Consider the following 23,658-nt stretch of genomic DNA (forward strand, 5'->3'; position numbering starts at 1 on the left):
ATCTCGGCAGAGGTGAGGAGACCGGAGAGCCGCCCGCGCCGGAAGAAGGAGGCGAAGACGCTTTGTCGCGTGGTGACTTGTTCGGCCGCGCGCGCCGCACGTTATCTGCTGCCGGAGATGGAGGAGGGCGTGATCAGGTTGCGGTGGTGAGCAGGTCGCTCAGGGGCTGGGCCGAGTCCGTTCCGGAGTGGCCGAGGGGCGCGTCGAAGCTCCAGACGAGGAAGAGCAGGAAGACCACGAGGGCGCTGAAGGTGGTGGCCAGCAGCAGTTCGCGCGCGGAACGGCGGATCTGCAGGGTGTAGAGCAGGCCGAGGGTGACCAGGGCGCCGGCGACAAGGCCGAACCAGAGTGCGGCGGGCAGGGTCGTGCCGGATGTGTCCAGGCGCTGGTGACGGGCGTCGTCCGCGGCAGCTACTTGGTCCAGGAGCGGCTGGTAGGCCTGGGCCTGGAGTTCGTCGGCCGGGGTGCGGTGCGCGATATCGCTCCGGATGCGGCCCAGCAGCTCGGCGCCGGTGCCGTCGACGGGCGTGCCGTCCTTCAGAGCGGGCCATTCGGCGGTGACGGCGTGCCGGGCGTAGGCGTCGATGTGCTCCTTGATCTGCGTCCGGAAGGCGGCCGGGTAGACGTCCAGGCGTTGGTCGATCTCGTACAGAGCCTGAGCCTCGCGCTGAACGGTGTCCTCGGCCGCACTACGGGCTTCCCACACGCCGGCGATCGCCAGACCGAGCACGATGGCGTAGACGACGCCGACCATCATGACCATGTACTCCAGCACGTCCGGGGTCTCGGAGGTGTCCTCATCGACGGCAACGCGGCGGTGCCGTACGACAGTCGCCGTGATGACGAGAACGCAGACCAGGACCGAGGCCAGGGTGTAGACGAGCCATTCCGGCATTGCACAACTCCAGGACGAGCGAAGCGACGTGAACGAAGTACGGGACAGGCGCGGTGGACCGATCGCGGAGCAACCGGCCCACCGGGGAGACGACGGTCAGCCACGGGCGCGGCGACGGGACCCCGGCCGCAAGGCGGCCGCGGCCAGAACACCCGGCAGGGTGACCACGACCGTGGACATGGTCATCGAGATACCGGCCGGAGCCGGACGCGACGGACCGCCGGTGTATTGCGAGCGCGGCACCCACCGAAAGGCTTGAGGCTTCTGGGCCAGTCGCGGCGACGCGGGGGCCGGGGTGGCGCTGCGCGCCTGGTCCACTGGCGGTGTCAGGTCCGGGCCGGGAGCGGGGGGCGCCGGCGTGACGGGTGCCGGGGCCGCTTCCGGAGGAGCTGAGAGTGGGAGCCCGGGCGGCGTGGGCGATGCCGGCTCGGGGGCCGACGGGGACGGAGGCGGTGGAGGCGGCTGCAACGTGGATGGTGGAGACGGCCGCGACGTGGGCGGTGGAGACGTCGGCGGCGAAGGCGGCGGCGTGCACGTGGGGCGCGGGGTTTCGGGTGCCTCATCGCCGTAGCCCATGTCGATCACTACATCCGGGGCGCACACCACCAGGCGATCGCTGGTGGGGGTGTGGTCCATGACGACGGCTACGTCGCCCCACTGCGGCAGCGGGCACAGGGCTGCCGCAGCCCCCAGACCGACACTGATCCAGCCACCCACGCGTCATCCTCCTGGTACTCAAAGAGGCGGGGATGTCGCCCTCAGACGCCGCCACTGCGGGTAACGATCATGGAGAGGGCCGGTCACGGACACCGGATGCGCCACCCGCCATCGGGGTGAACGAGCCTCGACCTCGTGGCCCGTCGGGCCGCAGCCCGAGAGCACTACTGCGGGGCCGAAGCGATGGGGGAGCGACTGCCACCGGCCCATCTCGTACGGCTCGCATCGTGGCCGACGCCTGGCGCACCTCGTGCTCGACGAGGGCCGATCGGCATCGATTCCGTCTGTGGGAACCCGACCTCGAACCGTGGGCGGCCATGCACGCCGACGCGGAGGTCCGGGTGCCTGGGTGCGTTGCCGGCACGGGAGCAGAGTGATGCCACCCGAGCACTCAAGCGGCCGAGTTCGACGCGCCAGGGTTCTGGTTCGGGTGGTGAGCGCTCGAAGGCCCTGGCGGCACCAACGGCCGCCGGTCGGCAGTCTGCTCGGCCATGACCTCCCAGCAGATCGCCCACGGCTGCGACGCAGGGGCTCTCTTGATCAGCGGATCAGCGTCTCCTTCGTCCCTGGGCGCGTGTGCCCGAGGTACGCCGGATCAGCGCGACCGGGTGCCCCCGACGAGGGCCAGGGAGCGTTTGGGGAAAGGCCGGGTCCAGTGGGTTCTGCAGGACACCGATCGCGCGTCACGCGTGCGGCGGCCGCCGGCGCCGCCCCCTACTGTCACTGGTTCGGCCGTGAGACCTCGGGCGCCCCGGCGGCGCCTTTTGAAGCGGCGGGACGAGCATTCCATGGCTTGACCGGCGGCGGCTACCGTGCGGGCGACCGTCCGTGAAAGAGGCGACCAGGGACAGGGGTGAGGGATCGGCCGCGATCTCGCACCTCCACCACACCGGATGTTCTTGCCATGAACAGGGGCCGCGCCGGAGTCGCTGGCTGCCCTTCGTGGTCCTCTTGCTTGAACGTCCAGCGCAGTTCGGCCAGGCAGGCCGCATCGGCGGGTCGAGCCGGACGTACGGTGAAGTCATTGGTCATGGGGCGAGTTTCCCGGCCACATCGCGGTGGAGAGAAGCGATTTCCTTACCGGTCAGAGCCATTCGGTGATGGGCGCGAGGAGGGCGCTGGCTTCGCAGCGAAGGGCGAAATTCTCGCAGCGGGTGGCCACCGTCGGATGTCAATTGAGGCGGATTACGCCACACTCCACCGTGTAGCGCTCGCGGTAGTCGGTCTCGTCGGACTCCGGCGGGCGGCCGCCACGGGCACCGAGCTCCTTGCGGTTGCAGGCGTGGTCGGCCCCGTCCGAGATTCGGCAGCGAATCCCGCATCTGCACAGGCGGGTGTGGTTCTTCCAGGAGGCGTTCCCTTGTCGGCCCCGCACTCGGCGGGGGCGGGCGTGCGGCCTGCCCGGTCCCAGACGACGTACCTGGATCTCCTTCAGCACGGGCTCGAACTGTGGAAGTCCGTGTCCGCCACCGGACGCGGTTGATCAGCTGCCGCCGGGCCCATCTCTTTGTTCGGTTGGTCAGTTGATCGGATATGTCCGGCCGGTTAGTGATCACTGATGCGATGTGGGACCGGATCGAGCCGCTGATGCCGGCCGACCCGGTCCGTGGTCGGCCGTGCGCCGATCACCGCCGAACCGTGGAGGCCATCGCATGGAAGTACCGAACGTGCTCTCCCTGGCGGGACCTGCCCGACGAGCTCGGCTCGTTTCAGACCGCCCACAAACGGCTGATCAGGTGGGCCGTGGACGGCACCTGGGAACGCATCCTTGCCGCGGTCCCGGCAGCGGCCGAGGGTACTGACGACATCAACTGGACCGTGTCGGTGGACTCCACCGTCTGCCGGGCACACCAGCCACGCCGCCGGAGCCAGCAAAGGGGATCCAGGCCGGGCCGAACCCGACGATCACGCGGTCGGCCGCTCCCGCGGCGGTCTGAGCACGAAGGTCCACCTCGCCAGCGACGGCCATGCACGACCCCTGGCCCTCCACATCACCGCAGGCCAGGCGGCGATGCCCCAGCCTTCGAGACCGTCATGGCCGGCATCCGGGTTCTGCGAAGCGGCCCCGGAAGACCGAGGACCCGACCCGACGCCGTGCTGGCGGACCGCGCGTACTCATCCCGCGCGATCCGAAATCACCTCCGCCGACGCGGAATCCGCGCTGTCATTCTCCAGCCGTCCGACCAGATCGGCCACCGGCTGCGGCGAGGCCGCGCCGGCGGTCGCCCACCCGCTTTCGACGCCGATGCATACAGCAACGCAACGCGGTCGAGCGATGCATCAACCGGCTGAAACAGTGGCGCGGCCTGGCCATGCGAACGGACAAGCTTGCCATCGCCTACCAGGCCGCACTCCACCTCGCCGCCATCCTCATCTGGGCACGGCGGTGACGATGAAGGGACGGCCTTTCAGTCGTAGAAGAAGAGCTCAAGGTCCTCGATCGACCCCGGCCCGGTGAGGAAGCCCTCAGCCTTCGCGATTTCGTCTTCTGATGGCAGCTCGCCCTTCAGGAGCCGCTGCATCCAGATTTCTCCCTGCTCGCCGACCGCGTAGATGCCAGACAGCAACTCGGTCATGCCGGCAGGGTTTGACGGGATGCGTCCGGCGACCGGTTGGAGCACCCAGCCGCCTGACCTGGCCGCGAGCCGCAGCACCCCGGCCCAGTTCGCGATCCTCCCGATGCGTACGTGCCACGAGTCCTCGGTGAACGGGGCCATCCGCCCACCATGGAGAGGGTTGGTGGCGGCAGCGATGTCCTTGATGACTTGCCGTTCCACGGCGTCACGGACCCAGCGCCCCTCCTGCGCTTCTTCGATGGCGGCCTCCCACCACTTCCATCCGCCGTCGAGTCGGTCCTCGAATGTGTCCATGTGGACAGGCTTCCATGCGCGATGCCGCGAGATTCAGGGGGCGCCGATCAGAGGATCGACTCATCAAGGAGACAGGCTATGTCACAGGCGAGCCCGACCACCGGAGTCAGCCGCCGGAACGGGCCTATCGGGCGGTGTCGCCGTAGGTGTACGCGGTGCGGATGCGTCCGTCGCGGGCGTGAACGAGGACCTGCGCGGGGGTGTGCTCCTTGGCCCGGTCGCGTGCGGAGTCGATCGCGTCCTTCTGCGTATGGTGCGGCTCGTGCAGCCGTCGACGGCCTTCCCTGCCCTCGACCTGCCACTTCACTCCCGCGGCCGCCGCCCGCTCGCCGGATTGTGTGACGTGGTAGACGGTCCGCTTCGCTGTCATGACTCTTCTCCTCGCCGTCCAGGCGGACTCCCGGCGCCAGAAGGCAGGTGGATCTGCAGGAACGCGATGCCGTGACTCTCCGTAGCTGGTTCGTGGTTGCAGGGCACCGCCACGATCCCGAACGAAGGCGCCCCCGGACCATAGACTTCGAGCGGGCATCACGTCCTCCAGGAGCCCCTGGGTCTGACCTCAGGCTATGCAGGCCCCGCCGTGATCGCACGCCCCAAGGGCTATTCCCCGTTCCCCGGCGCACCTCGTGCCGCCGCATGAGGCCCCGTACGCGTCACCTGGAGACCGTCTTCACCAAGGCGCAGCTCCACGGCTTGGAGAAGAAGGCAGGAGCGGTGTCGATCTCAGCTCCACCGCCGCCCGCACCCTCACGGCTCTGACCGGGACGAATTGCCGGCTGGTCGCCGATGTCCAGGAACCGTACGCATCCCTCCCGCGACCTGGAGCGACCGGTCACCAGCTCGACGCCGGCACCTTTGTCGCGTCCTCGCCCAGCTCACTGACGTCGAAGACCGTGTGACTGCCGGACTCCCGCCCCCCAGACGTCCTACCTCCCGTTGCGTTCGGGCGGCTGTGGTCCCTGCGGTCCGCACACGGCGCTCTTGACGGGAGCTGGTGACCCGCCTTCCCAACCCCGCCTTCCCACCCCGCCGTTCCCGGCCCCTTCCTCCCGGACGGGAACGCCTGCTCGGCATCCACTTCAAGGATCACTACGCGGACTCCACGGGGGATTGCCCCTGCACGTTGCGTGGCTGCATCTGGCCCTGGTGTGCGCCTCTGTCATCGGTACGTACCTGCCGGGCCCGCCAAGGGGTGACCCGTCGACGAAAGGCATGGCCGGCCAAGTGCCGCCCAGGGCCGACGGAGAGCGCAACGAGGCAGACGCACCCACCGTCCTGTCATCAGCAGCCGAGGCGGCTCGGCTGATGGACGGCAAGCTTAAGGATGCGGGCATGACGGAGAACCCCGAATTCGGCGCGATGCTGGCGTGGTTACTGAACCACAGAGGGCTCGGCACAGAGGCGCTGGCCGAACGCGCCGGGTTACTTGCGGACGAGATCCGAGCGGTGCTGGCGGGGGACACCCCGAGCGAGGGGCTGCTCCGGCGGCTCGCGCCTGCGGTGGGCTTCCACGCCCTCGATCTCGTCATCCTCGCGGGGTTGGCGGTCCCGGACGATATGGCGCCGGTGGACGCCACTGCCGAGCAGTCGGTGCGGGACCTCGTGATGGACGCGGTGCACCTCCCAGCGGCGGGACGGCAGGAAATCCTGCAGCTCATCCGCTCACTGCCACAGGAGGAACGAACCTCCCGCTTCGCCCCGAAGTGGTCTGTGTATCTCGCCGACGGTCCGGGCGGGTGGATGGTCTCCATGCTCCATTACCGCAACCTGAGCTGGACGGGCATGGCTCACATCTTGGGTGTCGTGACACCCACATACTTGTCGACGGTGACCTATCGCGTGATCGGCGAAGGTTACAAGGACCTGACACCTCGATTGGTGACGGACTTCGCGGCCCTATTGGGCATCGACGCCCGCGAACTCGCCGCGCTGACGGGCGTCGCTCTGCCTGAGGTGCCACGGCCTCCGACTCCGGAGGCCGTGGACGCCGCAGCGCTGGTGTGGGAGGCGCGTCGCCTGTCCGCCGCCCAGGCCCAGCACGTCTCCCAACTGGCGAGCTCGATGCGAGGGGACTCCCGCGACGAATACTGCATCAACCTGCCCGGGTCCTGACGCCTGCGGGTCTCCGCTCCGGCAGACCGGGGCATACGAGCGCAACGAAGCCGGCCAAGCGGCATACCTGAGTGAGCTGCTGGAGTCCTTTCGACAGAGAAGGCGTCGGCAGCGCCCTCGCATCCCACTTCGCGCTCTACAACCTGCCGCACCGCCCTGACGGCGATCCCGGCGAATGACGTCGACCTCGCCAACCTCGGCTTGTCACGGTCCTCGAAGGTCGCCACGGCGACGTACGCCAACCTCCCCTGGGAACCCAAGGCCTCCTTGCCGCCACTGCCGACCACTCCCGCGGCGGCTGAACACCTCACGCCGTCGGGGCTCACGCCTCGTTGACGCGTTACTCGTCCGCAGCCGGGTCGCGCAGCGGGCCATGAGCGGGTCTCTGGGCATCGTATGGCGGAGGTCGCGAATGGCCAGGCGGCCTGGCCGCAACCGTCGGTGCCGGGGCAGCCGCCGAGCAGGGGGCGAAGTCGACGCTCGGGAGAGGGTCGCACGACTCGGGCTGGAGGCCGAGATCTGGGTGGAACGTTCGCCGAAGCGGCGGACGAGCTCCGTCAGGTACGGCGAGACGTGCACGTGCGACGGCCACCGCACTGAGCCCATGGACTCATCGTCACGTCCGGTCATCCAAGGCGCGGATGGAGCCGGAGGTGGTGCCACCGTAGGCCGTCAGCTCGTAGCGGTCACCGGTCAGTGGTCGGCGCGGGCCGGCCCTCGAGGTCCGCGCCGTAGCACGTCTCAGAGCCGTGGGACCGGCAGCAGGACGAGTGGAAGCGTTCCGGCTTCCACCGTGGCCCGGTCGATCGTGAGACCGCAGTACTCGCCTACGCCGGCGAACACGCGGGCCGGAATGTCGCGGTGGTGCTCTTCGAAGTACCGCGACGCCTCCTCCTGGGTGTGCACGCCGTCGTAGGCGGTGGGGAAGACGGCCCCGGCAGCATGCAGGGCGGTGTCGAGGTTCGAGTTCCGGCCGGTGCTCTCGGCGAACTCGGCCTGCCAGGTACGGGCGTCGTCACCCGGGGCGTGCAGGATCCGCGACGGGCCCGGCCCGAGATTCAGGGTGAGACAGATGATCTCCTCGCCGACGAGGGGCTCCATCTCCGGTACCTCGCGGAAGCCGAGGGACCAGGTGGCAGCCCACGTGTCCTCCAGGACGTACAGCCAAGCGCCGCAGGTGCCGTACATGGCGCGGCTCACGTCCCCCATGTCTGGAGGTAGGGCGAGCTCGTGGCGCTCCTTATACAGGTCCCCGCATTCGAGCTGCTCAGGATCTGCGCCCAGCCGGACGAGGAACTCTTCCGCATCTACGCCGCGGGCCGCCGTCAGGGAAATGCCGTGGAGCATGCCTGGCATACGGCCTTTCGCGTCCTGGTAGGCATGCTCGCCGATCCACCGCAGACCTGAACCGCGTTGATCGCTCATATGATCAATCTACAAGCGATCGCCCACATCAGGGTCAACGAGTCCGCGCGGCGTTCGCAGCGGCCCAAGGAGCACCCAGGAGGCGAGGGCGATTGCTGCGAAACCGACGCCTACGCATTCCTTGGCTTAAGGGCTGTCCCGTAGAGGTCTCCTGGCGCGTCGTGCGCTCTGCTCGTGGTTGTGTCGCCTCAGGCTCGCCGGGGAAAGTCAGGGTGGTCGGTGTAGGGCGAGGCGAGGTCAAGCAGGTCGTCGCATGGCCAGGGGTCGCCGTCGAACTGGCAGAAATTGCGGTCGTCCCACGGTAGTTCCGGCTCGCCCAATGCTGGATTGAGGGCGTGACTGGCCAGGATGCGTCGCTTCAGCTCCTCAGTCGATGCCGCAGCTGCCTCACCGAGCACCGGTCTCACAGGTGCACGTGCATGGCTCAGGCAGAGACAGGCGTACGGGACAGGGCTGTGCGCAGCGCGAAGACACTGAGCAAGCCGCCTGCCGCGAACCGCTGAGCGGTCATCACGCGGGGCCGGGCAGCCAGAAACCCCGACACCCGTGCTGCGCCCAGCATGATCAGAGCGTTCACGGAGATCCCCACGATGATCTGCACACCACCGAGCTGCAGCAGTTGCGCCCAGGCCGGACCCGCCTGCGGATCCATGAACTGGGGCAGAAGAGCGGCGTACATGAGAGCGATCTTGGGGTTGAGCAGGTTGGTCAGGAGCCCCATCGAGAACAGGCGGGCGTCGGAGACGGGAGGCAGGTCCTGGGCCGGAGCGAAGGGTGAGCGGCCACCGGGCTTGAGCATGTCCCAGGCCAGGTAGGCCAGGTAGGCGGCCCCGGCGAGCTTGACCACCGTGAACGCCAGCGGCACGGCGGCGAACAACGCGGACAGGCCGGCGGCCGCGGCCAGCAGATAGCAGAGGAATCCCACGGCGGTCCCACTCAGGCTGACCAAGCCTGCCCTGCGGCCTTGGGTAATCGCGCGGGAGGCGAGGTGGATCATGTTCGGTCCCGGAGTCAGGGCCATGCCCAACTCGACCAGGGCCACTCCCCCGACTGCGGCCAGACTGATCACTGTCAACTCCCGATCGTTTGCCGCGTACCCGGTACCCGGCGTGGGTGGCGCCCGGCGGCTACGGCCGGCTGCGACGCATCGGCAGTGCCTGCGTCGCCTGCCTCAGGATACGGCCCTGCCATTCGGTGTCTCCGTGCACCCTGACTCCAGCCGGCCAACGGCATCAACGACTGCCCCGTGAGCGCGTCGGCGATTTCCCGCCATCACCTGCTCCTTACGGAGTCCGGTCCGGGAGTAGCAGCTCGATCCGCGCCGGGACGACTCGAGCAGTCGGAGGTAGCCCCCGACTTCTCGGGCTTCAGCAGGGGTCACGAGCGGTAGGCGCGGGTCCTCCGGGTAGTCGCCATTTACGGGCTCTATGAACTCCACGACAAGGCGACCAAGCCACAGCCAGAAGATCACGCCCAGATGGGGGACCACCTCAGGCGCGCCTCGCCAGGCACAACACCTTGAGACGCTACGTCGTAGCCATGACCGACTTTCACGACGAACCAGAGCGCCGGGCCGCACTCCGGCAATCAGTCGAAGCCCGATTCGGCCGGCCCGGCGATTGGACCCTCAAACTCCAAGCCGCGTACGCCCAGCGCGAAACCATGCACAAGCTCATGGGCGACGACTACGCACCCTTCGTCGCCCTCGCCCAAGAAGCTGTCCACCGCCAACGCGACCGACAGACCCTGCGGCTGCTCTTCCGACGAGACCACCTCTCGATGCTGTTGCAACCCCGCTTCGGCGAGCAGTCACTCACAGGAGATGTCGGCTGGGCACTCAACATCGCACTCGAGTCCCTCCTCACAGAGGATGAGTACGAGCAGATCATCGACGCCGCAGTCGAAGCCACACAACCCACGCCCGTGAGCACCCACTGACACGACGAGGCCCGCCACCCGATGGGGTGGCGGGCCTTGTTCCAGCCCAAGCCACCGAATGGTCGCCCATCCGCGAGACGGCAGCGAAGAGAGCCTCCCGTTCGCCAAGCTCCAAGACACGGCCGCCGCAACCCGACACGACGGAGTCCGCAAGGTCTACCCAACCCGGTGGCTCGGCTAGAGCGAGCGTCGTTCGGAGGACGCGTCCTGTCCTATACGGAGGCCATGCTTCCGGTAGGACTTCTCAGGTCAAGCCCATGCGCTCGCGAGGAGTTCCGTCCCTTCCTGCTCAGCTTCCCCTTCAAGGAGTGATCCTCATGAAGCCGCCCGCCATCGCCCCGTGCCTCGGTGTTTACGACACCCAGGCGACCGTGGACTTCTACGAGAAGCTCGGCTTCACCGCCCTGCCCGCCGGCAACGACCCGGACGACGACCTGCGCATCCTGCTCTTCGACGGCGAGTTCGCGCTGATGGTCTACCGGGACGAGCACCTGCGCGGCTGGTTGCCCGTCCTGAAGGACACCCCGGTCGGCGCGTTCGGCATGTTCTACCTGGCCGTGGACGACTTCGACACCTACGTGGAGCGCATCCGGCCTTTGGTCACTGTCCAGAAGGACGTGATGGAGCACCACGGCGACAAGCTGTTCTACTTCACCGACCCCAATGGTTACGTCATCGGCGTCAACCAGAAGCGGACCCGGTGACCAACATGACAAGAACAACGGCACGGCTGCCGCGGGCATAGTGAATGGCGCGGCCTTCTGGGGGCACGACGGAAAGGCCCTCGCCGGCTTCTACGCCGCTGCCCTGGGCTGGAAGGTCACCCAGACCTTCGGTGACCTCCGCGGCGATGATCACCGATGGCACCACGAAATACGTCTTCTACACGGCCGAGTCCTTCCAGGCTTCGGATCGGCCCAACGGCGAACTCGTCGACCACCTCGACCTCGCCTTCGGCGATGTCGAGGCTGCCGAGAAGCGTCTCGTCGATCTCGGTGCCGGCAGGCCCGCCCACCGACCCGGCGGCAGCCATGGGACCGTGCTGCTGGACCCTCCGGTCATCCCTTCTGTATGAGCTCAGCGGGCAAGGACCGGTGAATGCCTGCGCCGGAGGCGGCTTCCGGCCCGCTCCGGGGCGACCGTCGCTCCCATGGCAGCCCGGTTGCTTCGCTCCGGAAGTACCCCCGAGCTCCTGTGAACCGGCGCAGGCCGGAGCTCCTCTGAAGCCGCGGTCTGCAACCGCCGACGGCGACGGGTGGACGCGTGGAGTTCCCCGTGCCCGTCGCCTTGGCCCAGACTGCGCCCCGTCTGCCGTCCGGCCCGGCACTCTGCTGCCGACACCAAGTGCCGCGGCACGGCACCGGCCCCCGAGCCGCCGCGTGGAGCGGAAGGCGGCCCAGGCCGTCGGCCGCGGCGCCGCGCGTCGGGGCACGGCCGTCACACCGGCGACGGGCACTCTCCACACGGCGATGCAGCGGTGCTCAGCACCGCTGCATCGCCGAAGTACCTGCGCAGGGCCCGTGGGTGGAGCAGGCGTCGCCGCGGTGCCTGTCAGCCGAGGCGAGTGAGCTTGTCGGTGAAGGCAGGCTCCGTCAGGTCCGTCTGCACTGTCACCGGGACCGAAGGGGCACCCGGCCCACTGCCCACGGTCAGCGTGGCGACCTCTGTGCCCGCCGCGGCGGACCGGGGGAGTGCTTTGTCGTTGCCGCTCAGGACGGCGTTCAGCTTCTGGCCGGGTACGCCGACGACCTGCAGGTCTTTCGCGGCGACCACAGGTGTACGCCGGCCCAGACCGTCCTCCACGTGCCCGACGACCTGACCCTTCGAGATGACGGTCACGGACGTGAGACCCGCGCGGACGGCCGCGACGACCTTCTCGCTGTTGGACTTCACCAGGGCCAGGCTCCTGATGGCATCCGGGTCGGGCCCTTCGACCCGCTGGCCCATCATCGAGCCGAGGATCAGCGGCGTTCGCGAGCCGATCGTCTTGTACGCGGCCCACACCAGCGTTCCGCCTGCCGGCGTGCTGGATCCGGTCTTGATGCCCCTGATGCTCAGCCCGGCGATCAGCAGGCTGCCGTTGTTGTTGTGCAGGGGCTCGGGCAGCCCCTTGATCGTGGCGGTCGGCATGGCGACGATCGCTCGGAAGACGTCGAACTTCATGACCGCCTCTGCCAGCTTCAGCTGGTCGACGGCCGTGCTCACGGTCTTGCGGTCCAGCCCGCTGGGGTCGGTGTAGACGGTGTCGTGCATCCCGAGGTCCCTGGCCGCCGCGTTCATCTTCGCCACGAAGGCCTCGGTGGAGTCGCCCCCGCCGTCCCACCGGGCCAGCAGCCGAGCGACGTTGTTGCCCGACGGGATCATCAGCATCTTCAGCATGTCCTGCTGGCTGAAGGTGGCCCCCACCCTCAGGCCCTGGATCCTGGACTCGTGCTTGGCCGTCCCGTCCGCGACGGCCTTGGCGTCCACCGTGATCTGCGGCCCCTCCTCGCCCCTCTTCAGCGGATGCCCCTTGAGGATGACGTACGCAGTCATGATCTTCGCGACGCTGGCCGTCGGCACTGGATTCTGCGCACCGAACACGGCGACGTCTCCGGTGCCGGGAATACGGACCGCTCCCTGCCCGTGGTCGGGCCACGGGATCTCGAACCGGCCCGGCAGCGCGTACGAGGCCTCGGCTCCGCCGAGGGTGGGCTCCGGCAGCGGCCGTAGCCCCTGCACGACCATGAAGACCACGGCCGGCAGCAGGACCAACGGAGTCCAGAGTCCGATCCGCCGGATGAGGGTCCGCTTCGGAGCCGTGGGCGGCGGGGGAGTGTCGGTGAGCTGCGCCAGCAGATCGAGGGCGGTCAGTGGGGCCTCGCGCCCCGGTTCCGGACCGCGACGGCGGGCGCCCTGTGAGAGGGCGAGGTCGGGTGCCGGTGCAGGAAGGGGCGTGAGTGGTCGTGTCGATTCGGGCTGCGGCTGCGGCTTGGGCGCGGGGGCGGCTTCGTGCTGGTCCGCGGTGTCGCCGGGGCTGGCGTCGGCCTCGCCGTCGACCGAGAAGCCGGGCTGCGGCCCGTGCTCCGGTTCCTGTTCCGGCTCGGCCTCCGGTGCCGTGCCGGGACCGGTCGCCACCTCCGCCTCAGGCATCGAATCCTCCAGGACGGCGGAACGTGCCCGTCCGCCCTCGACGGCGCCCGTACTCTCCACCGGCGCAGCGTCCTCGCCGCCCGGCGTCTGCCCGCTCTCCGACCCGCTGGGGGACGTCCCGTCCACCGGTGCTGCATTCATCGTTCGGCCTCTTACCCGCGTCTGATCATGTCGAGCACCTAGAAGATCGAGGTGGTCGGAAAGTTGCTCATCCGGTCATCCTGTTGCCAATCGGTCACATTCGCACGGCAGCCGCCCCCGAATGAGGGGAACCGATCTCAGACCCACCGGCTCAGGCGCTCGGGCCCCAGCCTGTGAGGAGCGGTCCAGGACTGGCAGTGCCCGCGCGCCGCAGGTCGCCGTCGTACGGATCCCAGGCACGGCCCAGTAGGGCATCGATGCGGCTTTCAGGCCTATCGGCAGGAGCCGCGTGTGCGGTTCAAGCCTCCGGCTCACGCTGGTGCTCCGTACGAAGACCGTGAGGTCGGCGTCGTGGCCCCGTGAGTCCCATGGCGAGGTGTGGCTGGAGGCCCGCAGCAGGGGAGGGGTTCGCGAAGCAGGTGGGGGCGCTGGCCGCGGAGGGGCCCTGCGTGAAGCCGACTCTCTGGTGATACACGGAGAGTAAGCGACCTAGGTCGGTGAGTCGTGAGGCCGCCCAGGCGGTCGCCGCAGCTGTGATGCCCCGCACAGGAGCTACGTCACGTCCTAAGGGAAGTAGTAGGCGGGGGTCCCGCGATCCCGCGCCCGCGTGGCTCGCGGCAGATCATTTCGGACATTTGCTATGCGGTGGGGTAGTACGTCACATCCTTGCGCTGGGCTCGGAGCGCCCCTAACCATGGCTGTCGTTCCGGGGATCCCGGTGCGGGCCGGACAGCAGAGCATCGCTCGACCGCCCCGCCACCTCGCGGAGAACTGCTCCGCTTCCGCCGCACGCATTCGGTCGGCATCCCCACGTCGTCTTCAGATGGAGAGTTACTCGCGTATGACCGCCACCACGCAGAACACCACCAGCCGCATCGCCCGATTCCGCAAGCTGTCCGTCGCCGGCATAGTCACCGCAGGTGCCGCAGCGGCGGCGCTCACGCTGGCCCCGTCGCCCGCTCAGGCAGCCCCGGTGCCGGCGAATGTCTCGGCGTCCCAGGTGTCAGCGGTGGATGCTCCGGCGGCGAAGAAGGCGAAGAAGCAGTACGCCGACAACCTCGACGGCTGGATCAAGGAAGCCCTGGACATCATGAAGTCCGAGGACATCCCCGGTAGCTACGAGGGTCTGCACCGCAACATCATGCGTGAGTCCTCCGGCAACCCGAACGCCCAGAACAACTGGGACGTGAACGCGCAGAACGGCACGCCGTCGAAGGGCCTGCTCCAGGTCATCCAGCCGACGTTCGACGCCTACCACGTCCCCGGCACCCCGCATGACCTGACCGACCCGGTCGCCAACATCACGGCGGCCGCCAACTACGCGGCCGACAAGTACGGCTCCATCGACAACGTCGACTCCGCCTACTGATCCACCCTTCCCGGCCCGCCGAGCGCGTCGAGGTCCCTCGGCACCACACAACCGAAGCCGTCGCCAGCGCCGTCACCGGCTGTCGCACTTGCTTGCCGGCCCTCGCCCTGTAGCGCTTCGTCCAGGGCGGCCGGCCCTGCACCGTGGAAGCCTGTATCGGTCGCGCCGGACGTAGCCCGGCGCTCGCCGAACAACTGCACCCAGCGGGGGCCGCAGCCCGGGACGGGCCGAGCGGGGTGCGACGGCCACCAGCAGCACCCGTTCCGCCCGCGGAAGAGACCACCCTCCAGGAAGTGCTGCCCCAGCGCTTGGGCGCCTCTTGCATCCCGACCGGGGCCCCTCGATCAGCGGGTGGCCGGTGCGAGTCGCCCAGGTCCGGTGGGACTGCCGCGGTACGCCTCCGTCAAAGGATCCGGATTGGGGACAGGGGCGGAGGGCTGTCGTTCTCCGTGCTCAGCTTCAGTGGCAAGGTGCTGTGCCTGCCCTGCGCGCACCGGCACAGCCACATCTGTGAGCGAGCAGCAGTTCGGCTGCTTCCGCGACAACGGGCGCGCCGCGCCCATGACTTGATGGTGGAGTTCACCGACATAGAGGTGATCGAGATCGACCTCTGCCTCTTGGGCGCCGGTCAGGTCCGCACTGCTTGTGACTGAGTGCCCCACTTGGAGGGTCACTGTTTGAGTTGGGTGACTGCTTGAGTTGTCGACCCTGAGCGTTCAACCGAGTCTCAAGACTGGCGCCGCTGCGGCGCGGTGGTCGGTAGGAGTGATGCCGCGAAGGCGTTTGAAGGCGACGCTCAGCGCGAAGGTGTTGGCATAGCCTACTTTCCGTGCGATAGAGCCGACCGTGGCGTCGGTCCCGCGTAGCAGTTCGGCGGCCAAGTCGATGCGCCAAGAGGTGAGGTAGGTCATCGGTGGTTCGCCGACCTGTGCGGTGAACCGGCGGGCGAACGCGGCCCGAGACAGTCCCGATTTGGCCGCCAGGTTGGCCACGGTCCATGGGTGGGCCGGATCGGAGTGGAGCAGTCGCAAAGCATGGCCCACCGCCGGGTCATCCATCGCCCGGTACCACGCGGGCGCATGCGCCTCGGACTGATCGAACCAGGTCCGCAATGTGGAAAGGAGCATCAGGTCGAGCAGCCGGTCACGCATCACCTGCTGGCCGGGGCCGTCCCTGATGATCTCCTCGACCATCAGATCCAGCAGTGGGGGGTGAACGTCGGTGCTGCGGACCACCAGCACTTCGGGTAGCGCGTGCAGCAGCCGCTCGCTGATCTCACCCTGGCCGGTGTACGCGCCACTGAGAAGGAGGGCTGAGCCCTCCCGGCCGTCGTCGGCCTCGCCGACGTCGGGGCCGCGAAGACAGTAGTCGGCGCTCTCGACCACGATCTGTGGTGGGGTGGCCGGGTCGTCCGCGACCGTATAGGGCGCCCGGCCGCGGATGACCGTGATGTCCCCGGCCTTGACCGACACCGGTTCGCCATCGGCAGGCACGATCCACGCCTGGCCGCGGAGCATCGTGGCCAGCGTCAGCGGTGATCCGCTGGCGAAACACAGGGACCATGGCTGGTCCATGACGGTCCGACGGAACAGGGCACCGCGGGCCCTCACTCCGTCGAGCAGTTCGGAGAGCACATCCACGGCGCTAGCGTAGACGCATAGACATCGAAGTGAGTTTCCGAGCCATGGATCATCTCGCGAGAGATGACTTCAATGACGTCATGACCAAGCAACCAATTCTGGTGACCGGCGCTACGGGAAAGACCGGGAGCCGGGTCCTGACCCTGCTGCGAACGCAGGGGGTTCCTGTCCGGGTGGCATCGCGCGCCGGCGAACCGCGATTCGACTGGCTCGACCGCGCCACCTGGGATTCCGCGCTGGACGGCGTGAAGACGGTGTACCTCGTGCCGGTCGACGGGGAACTCCTCACACGCCCCTTCGTCGAGCGTGCCGTCGAGCTCGGCATCGAACGCATCGTGCTGTTGTCGGGGCGCGGCGTGGATGTGCCGGGATACTCCGGCGAAGCCAGCATCGCCGGTGCCACACACATTGACGGGGAGAGCGCGGTGCGCGATAGCGGTGTCGCGTGGACGATCCTGCGACCTGCATGGTTCGCACAGAACTTCAGCGAGGGCATCTTCCTGGACGCGATCCTCGCCGGTGAGCTGAGGCTGCCGGCTGGGGACGGTGCGGTCTCCTTCGTCGATGCCGGCGACATCGCCAGGGTCGCGGTCGCGGCGCTCACCGAGGATGGCCACGACGGGCAGACCTACGAACTCTCCGGGCCCCAGGCCCTGACCATTGCGCAAGCCGTCGCTGAGATCTCCGGGGCCACCGGCCGAGACATCCGGTACGTCCCGCTGTCCCCCGAAGATTTCGTCGCGGAGCTCACTGGGCGGGGATGGGCGGCCGCCGAGGCGGAGGACTATGCGGAGGCGGTGAGCCCGATCCGACGCGGCTTGGACAGCCACTTGTCCGACGGAGTAGGGCGCGCTCTCGGCCGACAACCGCGTGACTTCACCGACTACGTGAAGGCGTCTGTCGGTGCGTGGCGCGAGTGAGCACAGAGCCGCACCACCGGCAGAAGTGATCCGCTGAGCCGTCCGCGCCTGGTTCCGCCGACTGTTGGGCCAGACCTGAGCTGAACCGAGTCACATACAAGGGCATTCAGGGGAAGCCTGTGCGGGAACGAGCCGAGGAGAGGCTCGGGGGCGCTGATGGTCCACGACGTCGTCTCGGTGGTGGCTCAGCGCGTCCTGCTCCCTTTCGGCACCTCCGGCTTGACAGCGGTTTGACGCGAGCCGATTGCACCGCGTGCGCATCGTGAGCGCGGTCGGCTACCCGGAGAGCTTCACTAGACGGTGGGAAACCGGTCCTGCGGTCTCGCCCGTCAACGACGTCCTGACCGCGGGGGCCCGCTCTTCATCGGATACCTACGGGCCGGGAGGCGATGGATGTCGGCGGAGACTGGTGAACGACTTCGGAACGGGACCCGAGTACGGGCCCGTCTCCGGCGGCACCCTGCTGTCCCCCAACACCTCAGGACGCTTTCGCCACGGGGGAGTTCAACAAGCAGCCGGTGCTGGCAGGGCAGCATCCGCCGCGAGGAGCGGGGGCAGGGCCGAGGGCTTCGAGCGCCAGTCCGCGATCTCCAGGTATTTGCCGCTGCACGCTGATCAGGGCCATCGAGTCGTCGGATCCGCCGGATTGGATGCTCCACCGCTGATTGGCCCCTCCGGTGCAGCCCACTGCAGGACCGGAGCACCGGTCTCCGTACTCCAGTCCCGCGACCTCTAGGCACCTACCACTGATTTCGTTGTAGCTGGCCTCTCACTCCGCTGATGTGAGAGGAGGTCCATTACATGTTGTCCCCGCCAGTTGGCAGTCCCACTGCCGGGCCGGCGTGCCGTTGTCGTTGCGCCAATCCGCAACCTCAAGACACTTGCCGCTATGGGTGTTCGCCGAGAGCTCCCAGGGCATCGCGGCAGCGGGCGGCGCCGGAAGGCGGGGCGACACAAGCACACCCGCCGAAACCACCCCAACAGCACGGCCCCCAGACTTGGCAACACTTAGTCCCACGAGGAAGCCCCCCTTCACACAGCCGGCAACAACCGGTCCACGACACACGTCATCAGGCTGGATACACGCCACCGCGGCTGCTCTTATGTTGAGGCGGTGTTCCCAGCAACGGTGAATCTAGGCCCGAGCGGCGCGCGGTGGTGTGCGTGACGTGCAGGGTTTCTGTGCTCTGCGTGCCGTGGGGCGATCAGGGACAACGAACGGTGTTCGGTAGGGGTGATCCCGTAGGCTTCGCGGAATGCCCGGCTGAACGCCGTAGCACTGGAGAAACCCCAGCGAGCCGCGATCACTTGAACGGGCTGACCACTCAGTTCCCCGCATGCGAGGTCGGCGTGCGCGCGCTCCAGCCGGCTCTGGCGGATGCGTGCCGAGATGGTCAGGGGCTGGTCGCCGAAGAGCGTGTAGAGCCGGCGTAGGGACATGTTGTGCCGATCGGCGATGACCTGGGGAGTCAGGCCGGGGTCGCCAAGGTTGTTCTCGATGAAACGGTGGATCCGCTGCAGTGTCTCCTGCGCACGGGCCTCCGCGGGCGCTTCGCCGGGGTCACCGAGCTGCCGCGCGAGAAACGCGATGGCCAGGTCGAGGGCGACTGACCCGACCCCGCGCAGCTCCTCGGGGCGACAGCGCGGGCCGCGCGTGAGCAGCGACTTCAGGAAGTCGGCGAAGATCGCCCCAGACCCCACGTCTGCGGCCAAGCCCCGTGCGAGGAGGCGGTCCACCCGGTCTGAGCTCAGCGCCAGGGCCGTACGGGGAATTTGCAGGACCACCGACTCGACCTGTCCGCCGATGCATGCCCCCTCACTCGGTCGCGACGTGTCCGTGAGCACGAGTCCCCCCGCGACCACCGAATCGTTGCCACTCTGGGAGATTCTGACAGCACCTTGTGTGATGAGCGCCAGCTGCAAATGCTCGGGATCTCCACGTCGGACATGAGCCAGGGTGCGGCGCGAGAGCACTGGTGAGCAAGCCAAGGCGGACAGCCGCACCACGCCGAGGTCCAGGTCCGTGATGTTTGCCTGGAAGTCGGCCGTATGCCGGGTGCTGAGCATGACGGGCATGACATCGGTGGACACTGTCTCGCAGAACCAGTCGAACCTGTCCTCGCGCGCTCTGACAGCCTCCGACGCAACCAGCAATCCCATGCGATCCCCTACGCCTCGACATGGCAGCGAACCAGCCCCTTGCCGGTTGTCGCACAGCCGTGCTTCCCCCACCGCCACGTGATCAATTATCAGACACGTGATTCCGGACAGGACATGTGCTCGTGCCGCTGCGGTGAACCGACCACTGGGAGACTCCCACGTGGGCTTCTGGTTCCTCGCGTTGGATGCGGCCCGGGAGGGCCCCCGAGCAATGGGGAACAGGCCGCGGCACGGTTCGCCAGCTCATCCAGGCGATGCACTGCCGGCGCCGACCGCGCGCTTCCGGCGGACCGGCTCGCGCTCGCCCGGCTTCGGCGGCGTCCCTTCTGACGCGGCCTCACTGCGGCACCTCTTCGCGTGGTGCAACGCCATTGGCTCTGGCTACTTCCGCGCCTCGGTGGCCGGGCCGCACGACGTCGCCGTCGGCGAGATCGTCCGCCGGCTGCCAGTATGTACCCCCTGGAAGTGTCCGACTTGCGATGCGGCACGATGGCCGGATGAACGCACAACGGGGAAGCACGGCAGAGGAATCCATCGGGGAGCTCGCCCGGCGACTCGTCGCGGCAGACGCCGACGGCTGGACGCCGGAGGGGGTGAGGGCTGTGGCGGCCGAGCTCGGCTGGGCATGGGGCGGCGCGCCGGACGCCCCTGTTTTGATCACCGGTCGGTCCTCGGGCGATGCTCGCCTGCGCCCGGTCGGAGAGTACGAGAAGCGCTATGCCGACGGCGAGTCGTACGTGGAGATCGCGGTCCCGGTGGCGGCTCCCGCGCCGGACGCCGCAGCGCAGGCAGTCGCCTTCCGCGCCGCGAAGGAGGAAGTGACCGCGGCACTGGGCAAGCCGTCCATCATGGGCTCGCACGGCGACATGGGCCCTTTCTACGACAGCGAACCGCACTGGGGCGCACCCTTTCTGCGCTGGCGTGGCAGGCCGGACACTCTCGAACTGCGCGCCGGGAAGGCGGGGCCGGAGCTCGTCCTGCAGCCCACTGACCCGGCGGAGAACTGGTTCTGGCGTCAAGGTGTCGGCGAGGAGCACTCGATCAGCGGCTTCTTCGGCAGCAACCGTGACCAGGCCAACGTTGGTCTCGGCTTCCCAGGCGGTTGGACTGCCCGCAGCTGGGAGACGGTCACTCGGTCGCTGGGTGACTTCCTGGGCGCGCTGCCCGCCGAGACCACAGCCCTGGGCATCCGGCTCGGGATGCCGTTCTACGGGCGCAACGGCCACAGCGCGCCCCTCCTTTTCCATGTGGCGTGCGGCGACCGGCTCTCGATCGGCTGCTTCGCCCCGGACGACATCGATCTGGCCGCTCTCGGCTGGGGCACCGTCGCCGAGCACCCGTGCACGGCGTCGGTCTTCGGCGACGACGATCCCGTATGGCGCGTGGACGCGGGTGGCCCCGGCGAGCCGAAGGGCCGGGTACTCGCGGAGATGCTCGTGGCGACGGCCAGGGCGGCGGGGGCGAGCGATCCCACCGACCTGATCGTCGGCGGCGAGGCGGGGTATGTGGACGACTACCACGTCACCTACTACGGGCTGGGCCTGCCGACCGGCTGACCATCGCCCGATGCGGGCACCGTACGGGCGCCCGTCTCATCTTCAGGCGCTCGCCTGGATCGCGGTCGGGCTGGGCCTGCCCAGCCCGACCGCCCAGGCGGCCGGCGACGGCCCTGGCGCGTGACCTTCGCCGACGGTGGGATCAGCCGGCGGAACCGAGCAGAATCGCCGCTGCCCGGAGCCTGCGCGCGAAGACCAACTCTCCTCCCCTGCAGCGAAACCAGCTCGCCCTGCTCCGGATCCACCCGGCTCGAAGATTCGTCGAACCAACACCCGTATCGACATGAGCCCGGTCCACGTCACGCACATGGCCGATGGTCAGGTGTGGGACGGCCCGGGGGCGGGGTCGCCGAGCACGAACGCGGCCGGCCAGCTCTGGCGCAGGATCCGGGCCAGCAGCGGGTGTTCGGAGTCGAGAACCTCGCTGAGCCGGATCGAGCCGTCCGCCTCGACCCGCTGCCCGCCGAGTAGGACGCGTGCCCTGAGCAGCTCCTCCCCCCACGGCTCGATGGCGTTGCAGAACAGGCCCTCGAAGCGGTGACCGGCCAGGGTGCCGTCGTGCACCCGACGGGTGTAGTCCTCGATCACCTCGGCAGGCAGGCACGCCCAGGCCAGGTGGACCACAGTGCGGCCGTCGTCGAGGCGGATCGGCAGCCGGACCTTGAGGAAGTTGCCGACACCTCGGGCGACCATCACCGCGCCGGTATCGGCGGTGACCCGCTCCGCCCGCTCAGCCGGGGAGAGTTCGGCGATCAGGTGGGGGAGAGTGTGGGCGAAGCCGGGATGCTCCGGGTCCAAGGTGCCGCCGCAGTCGCACCCGCACCCGCCGGTCGCGTGGTCGTGCCGCTCCTGGCCGGAGCCGACGGGCAGCACCAGGGTGAAGGACCGGGCGACGGTGAAGACCGTCGGCTCGGGCAAGCCGAGCGCGGCCAGCGCTGCGGAAGCGGCCTCGTGCCGCTCACCGTTGACCCGCACCTCGGCCTCCACGGAGCCTGGGGCACCGCCGTAGAAGACCCGGACGCCATTGAACCAGGGCGACTCCAGGTCGGCAGTGAAGGTATGCGCGATCTCGCGGAGCACGTCCGCCTCCAGCAGTGCGTTCTGGAGACGGAGGTTCTCCCGGTCGGAGATCCCGTACGCAAGCACGCCCGAGGTGATGGACCGCCACCCCGGTACGCCGCGCCCCTCGTCGGGGCCCCAGTGCTGGGCGAGCTGCTCGTGCCCGTCGAGCAGTTCGAGCATGCAGGCACCGGCGGAACGGGCCCAGAGGCCGGCCGCGTCGCGTGGTGTGGTGACCACCACGACGCAGTCGACGAAGCAGGGCACGTCGGGCTGGATGCTCACGTTCGGGAAGGCGATCAGGTCGTAGTGCCGGTCGTCCCCGTGCCCCGCCGGCCCGACACCGACGGCCCAACCCTGAGGGCTGAGCAGTGAGTTGCCCTTGAGTTCGGCATCCGCCGTACAGCCGGGGGCGACCTCCTCCAGGGCGTCGCGGACCAGGGAGAGGAAGTCGAGATCGGGCAGTCGGCCCTCGGGCGGCTCGGTGGCGCGCGAACGGCGGCGTATCCAGGACATGCGGGGATCATACGGAGGCGGTGCCGGTGAACCACCTGCATCTCCGTGCCAGGGCGTGCGCGGCGCCGGCGCGGCCGGCCTTCTCCCCGCCCGCCGGCCGTGATCGCGAGTGTAGGCGTCCAGCGCTCGCCGGGGCGGACCGTGCGTGTGCAGGAAGCGCTGATCCAGGATGTCGGCCAGATCCTCCAGCGCTGTGCGCAGGACCGTTCCGCGGCGCGAACGTCGGGCTGCCGGGCATCTGCGGCCTGATCCGCGGTGCGCACGGCCCATCCGACGTGGCGGGCGAGGGAGGTGCGGTCGTCTCCGTCAGAGAAGTAGTAGGACTCCGGGTACTGGAGGAAGTCCACGGACACGACCGAGACCCCGGGCGGCCAGGTCGAGGAGCAGCGCCGCCCCTGCGGGGGAGTCGATCCGCTGCGACGAATAGGCGCGCAGGAGGTGGGAGAGGCGCAGGGCGAAGGCACGGCGGCGGGCCAGTGCGGGATAGATGCCGAGAATCCACGAGACGGTGGCGGTCAGGAGAGCGAAACCGACCAGACCCTCCAGGGGAGCAACGACGCGCAGCCATCCCTCGGTGGGCGCGATATCACCCAGACCGAGAGTGGAGAGCGTGACCAGCGAGACATACACGGCGTCGAGCAGGCCCACGCGATCAGCGGGGTGCAGGACGTCGGCGTACACGAACCCCTCGGGCAGGTGCGGCCAGTAGATCAGAGTCCAGCCGGCGACCACTGTCATCACCCAGAGGACGACGACCGACACCAGTCCGAGTGGTCCGGTGAGCCCTGACGCGCCCAGGCGCGGACCGAGTGCGACCGACAACCGCCAGATCACCGTCATGACCAGGCGGCTCAGACCCCCGTGACTCGTCGGATGCCACAGGGTGTGGAAGACATCCCGCAGGATCAGCAGCACCATGGCAGCGCCCGCGCCTGTCACCAACCACTGCATCGGATACTCCTCTCCCGCCGCGGACGCACCCGGACGTTTCACGCCGACATGGGGATGACTGCGCCATGGATCCGTCGGAAGCCGAGTGGGTGGTGGACACCACGATGGGTAGCCCGACTCTTGCGGCGCCGAGTCGACGGTCGTCATCCGGCTCAGCAGCCTGGGTTCCAGGCCGATGAATAGGGAGAAGGCGCCGCCGTCGCTCAGTGGTCTCCAAGCGGCGCCGGGCGGAGAGCGGCGGAGAGTGGCGGAGGTCG

18 protein-coding genes are annotated in these 23,658 nt (G+C 68.7%); 8 read left to right on the plus strand and 10 right to left on the minus strand.

Annotated elements, in window-relative coordinates; all coding sequences use genetic code 11:
- Positions 1–133: 133 nt before the first annotated feature.
- Positions 134–895, minus strand: a complete 762-nt coding sequence (locus ACZ561_RS04905; RefSeq protein ID WP_470989751.1) for a bestrophin-like domain — start codon at positions 893–895, stop codon at positions 134–136.
- Between the two features lie 2,304 nt (positions 896–3,199).
- Between ACZ561_RS04905 and ACZ561_RS04910 the strand changes: the two genes are divergently transcribed.
- Positions 3,200–3,904: a transposase gene (locus tag ACZ561_RS04910; RefSeq protein WP_470990073.1), complete on the plus strand. Its 705-nt coding sequence runs from the start codon at positions 3,200–3,202 to the stop codon at positions 3,902–3,904.
- 116 nt (positions 3,905–4,020) lie between these two features.
- On the opposite strand, the gene ACZ561_RS04915 is transcribed toward ACZ561_RS04910, so the two are convergent.
- Together ACZ561_RS04915 and ACZ561_RS04920 are read right to left on the minus strand one after the other, a co-directional pair.
- Positions 4,021–4,482: a hypothetical protein gene (locus tag ACZ561_RS04915; protein WP_470989754.1), complete on the minus strand. Its 462-nt coding sequence runs from the start codon at positions 4,480–4,482 to the stop codon at positions 4,021–4,023.
- Between the two features lie 124 nt (positions 4,483–4,606).
- Positions 4,607–4,852: a DUF2188 domain-containing protein gene (locus tag ACZ561_RS04920; protein WP_470989757.1), complete on the minus strand. Its 246-nt coding sequence runs from the start codon at positions 4,850–4,852 to the stop codon at positions 4,607–4,609.
- Between the two features lie 935 nt (positions 4,853–5,787).
- Here ACZ561_RS04920 and ACZ561_RS04925 point away from each other — a divergent pair.
- Positions 5,788–6,594 (plus strand): hypothetical protein, encoded by an 807-nt coding sequence (locus tag ACZ561_RS04925; protein WP_470989760.1) that lies wholly within the window; start codon positions 5,788–5,790, stop codon positions 6,592–6,594.
- A 741-nt stretch (positions 6,595–7,335) separates the two neighbouring features.
- Here the strand turns inward: ACZ561_RS04925 and ACZ561_RS04930 are convergent.
- Both ACZ561_RS04930 and ACZ561_RS04935 read right to left on the minus strand, forming a co-directional pair.
- Positions 7,336–8,019, minus strand: coding sequence for a hypothetical protein (locus ACZ561_RS04930; protein ID WP_470989763.1), 684 nt, complete (start codon positions 8,017–8,019; stop codon positions 7,336–7,338).
- Between the two features lie 424 nt (positions 8,020–8,443).
- Positions 8,444–9,088 (minus strand): LysE family translocator, encoded by a 645-nt coding sequence (locus tag ACZ561_RS04935; RefSeq protein WP_376440828.1) that lies wholly within the window; start codon positions 9,086–9,088, stop codon positions 8,444–8,446.
- Between the two features lie 470 nt (positions 9,089–9,558).
- Between ACZ561_RS04935 and ACZ561_RS04940 the strand changes: the two genes are divergently transcribed.
- The 3 genes from ACZ561_RS04940 to ACZ561_RS04950 all read left to right on the plus strand — a co-directional run bounded on the left by ACZ561_RS04940 (position 9,559) and on the right by ACZ561_RS04950 (position 11,032).
- On the plus strand, positions 9,559–9,957 hold the full coding sequence (locus tag ACZ561_RS04940; protein ID WP_470989766.1) for a hypothetical protein: 399 nt from the start codon (positions 9,559–9,561) through the stop codon (positions 9,955–9,957).
- Between the two features lie 317 nt (positions 9,958–10,274).
- Positions 10,275–10,661, plus strand: coding sequence for a VOC family protein (locus tag ACZ561_RS04945; protein ID WP_470989769.1), 387 nt, complete (start codon positions 10,275–10,277; stop codon positions 10,659–10,661).
- A 146-nt stretch (positions 10,662–10,807) separates the two neighbouring features.
- Positions 10,808–11,032 carry a VOC family protein gene (locus ACZ561_RS04950; RefSeq protein WP_470989771.1) on the plus strand — a complete coding sequence of 75 codons (225 nt, stop codon included), beginning with the start codon at positions 10,808–10,810 and terminating at the stop codon, positions 11,030–11,032.
- A 476-nt stretch (positions 11,033–11,508) separates the two neighbouring features.
- Here the strand turns inward: ACZ561_RS04950 and ACZ561_RS04955 are convergent, their stop codons facing one another.
- The gene (locus ACZ561_RS04955) at positions 11,509–13,149 is read right to left on the minus strand and encodes a serine hydrolase (protein ID WP_470989772.1); all 1,641 of its coding nucleotides are present in this window, start codon (positions 13,147–13,149) and stop codon (positions 11,509–11,511) included.
- Between the two features lie 922 nt (positions 13,150–14,071).
- On the opposite strand from ACZ561_RS04955, the gene ACZ561_RS04960 reads away from it, so the two are divergent.
- Positions 14,072–14,599 carry a transglycosylase SLT domain-containing protein gene (locus ACZ561_RS04960; RefSeq protein WP_470989774.1) on the plus strand — a complete coding sequence of 176 codons (528 nt, stop codon included), beginning with the start codon at positions 14,072–14,074 and terminating at the stop codon, positions 14,597–14,599.
- 716 nt (positions 14,600–15,315) lie between these two features.
- Here the strand turns inward: ACZ561_RS04960 and ACZ561_RS04965 are convergent.
- Complete coding sequence (locus ACZ561_RS04965; protein ID WP_470989776.1) at positions 15,316–16,239, minus strand: AraC family transcriptional regulator; 924 nt, start codon at positions 16,237–16,239, stop codon at positions 15,316–15,318.
- A 44-nt stretch (positions 16,240–16,283) separates the two neighbouring features.
- Between ACZ561_RS04965 and ACZ561_RS04970 the strand changes: the two genes are divergently transcribed.
- Complete coding sequence (locus ACZ561_RS04970) at positions 16,284–17,159, plus strand: NAD(P)H-binding protein (protein ID WP_470989779.1); 876 nt, start codon at positions 16,284–16,286, stop codon at positions 17,157–17,159.
- Between the two features lie 1,101 nt (positions 17,160–18,260).
- Here ACZ561_RS04970 and ACZ561_RS04975 read toward each other — a convergent pair.
- A complete protein-coding gene (locus ACZ561_RS04975; RefSeq protein ID WP_470989782.1) occupies positions 18,261–19,319 on the minus strand; it encodes an AraC-like ligand-binding domain-containing protein in 1,059 nt (352 codons plus the stop codon).
- Positions 19,320–19,816: 497 nt separating this feature from the next.
- Here ACZ561_RS04975 and ACZ561_RS04980 point away from each other — a divergent pair, with 497 nt between their 5' ends.
- Positions 19,817–20,875 carry a hypothetical protein gene (locus ACZ561_RS04980; protein WP_470989786.1) on the plus strand — a complete coding sequence of 353 codons (1,059 nt, stop codon included), beginning with the start codon at positions 19,817–19,819 and terminating at the stop codon, positions 20,873–20,875.
- Between the two features lie 318 nt (positions 20,876–21,193).
- Here ACZ561_RS04980 and ACZ561_RS04985 read toward each other — a convergent pair whose 3' ends face one another.
- Both ACZ561_RS04985 and ACZ561_RS04990 read right to left on the minus strand, forming a co-directional pair.
- Positions 21,194–22,450 (minus strand): DUF6348 family protein, encoded by a 1,257-nt coding sequence (locus ACZ561_RS04985; protein ID WP_470989789.1) that lies wholly within the window; start codon positions 22,448–22,450, stop codon positions 21,194–21,196.
- 306 nt (positions 22,451–22,756) lie between these two features.
- Positions 22,757–23,401 (minus strand): potassium channel family protein, encoded by a 645-nt coding sequence (locus ACZ561_RS04990; protein WP_470989792.1) that lies wholly within the window; start codon positions 23,399–23,401, stop codon positions 22,757–22,759.
- Between the last annotated feature and the right edge of the window lie 257 nt (positions 23,402–23,658).

The sequence above is a fragment of the Streptomyces sp. NPDC039609 genome (assembly GCF_055596705.1).

Coding starts and splice junctions, on each gene's coding strand:
- ACZ561_RS04905 (WP_470989751.1), bottom strand. CDS start 895: ATGCCGGAATGGCTCGTCTACACCCTGGCCTCGGTCCTGGTCTGCGTT.
- ACZ561_RS04910 (WP_470990073.1), top strand. CDS start 3,200: ATGCCGGCCGACCCGGTCCGTGGTCGGCCGTGCGCCGATCACCGCCGA.
- ACZ561_RS04915 (WP_470989754.1), bottom strand. CDS start 4,482: ATGGACACATTCGAGGACCGACTCGACGGCGGATGGAAGTGGTGGGAG.
- ACZ561_RS04920 (WP_470989757.1), bottom strand. CDS start 4,852: ATGACAGCGAAGCGGACCGTCTACCACGTCACACAATCCGGCGAGCGG.
- ACZ561_RS04925 (WP_470989760.1), top strand. CDS start 5,788: ATGGACGGCAAGCTTAAGGATGCGGGCATGACGGAGAACCCCGAATTC.
- ACZ561_RS04930 (WP_470989763.1), bottom strand. CDS start 8,019: ATGAGCGATCAACGCGGTTCAGGTCTGCGGTGGATCGGCGAGCATGCC.
- ACZ561_RS04940 (WP_470989766.1), top strand. CDS start 9,559: ATGACCGACTTTCACGACGAACCAGAGCGCCGGGCCGCACTCCGGCAA.
- ACZ561_RS04945 (WP_470989769.1), top strand. CDS start 10,275: ATGAAGCCGCCCGCCATCGCCCCGTGCCTCGGTGTTTACGACACCCAG.
- ACZ561_RS04950 (WP_470989771.1), top strand. CDS start 10,808: ATGATCACCGATGGCACCACGAAATACGTCTTCTACACGGCCGAGTCC.
- ACZ561_RS04960 (WP_470989774.1), top strand. CDS start 14,072: ATGACCGCCACCACGCAGAACACCACCAGCCGCATCGCCCGATTCCGC.
- ACZ561_RS04970 (WP_470989779.1), top strand. CDS start 16,284: ATGGATCATCTCGCGAGAGATGACTTCAATGACGTCATGACCAAGCAA.
- ACZ561_RS04975 (WP_470989782.1), bottom strand. CDS start 19,319: ATGGGATTGCTGGTTGCGTCGGAGGCTGTCAGAGCGCGCGAGGACAGG.
- ACZ561_RS04980 (WP_470989786.1), top strand. CDS start 19,817: ATGAACGCACAACGGGGAAGCACGGCAGAGGAATCCATCGGGGAGCTC.
- ACZ561_RS04985 (WP_470989789.1), bottom strand. CDS start 22,450: ATGTCCTGGATACGCCGCCGTTCGCGCGCCACCGAGCCGCCCGAGGGC.
- ACZ561_RS04990 (WP_470989792.1), bottom strand. CDS start 23,401: ATGCAGTGGTTGGTGACAGGCGCGGGCGCTGCCATGGTGCTGCTGATC.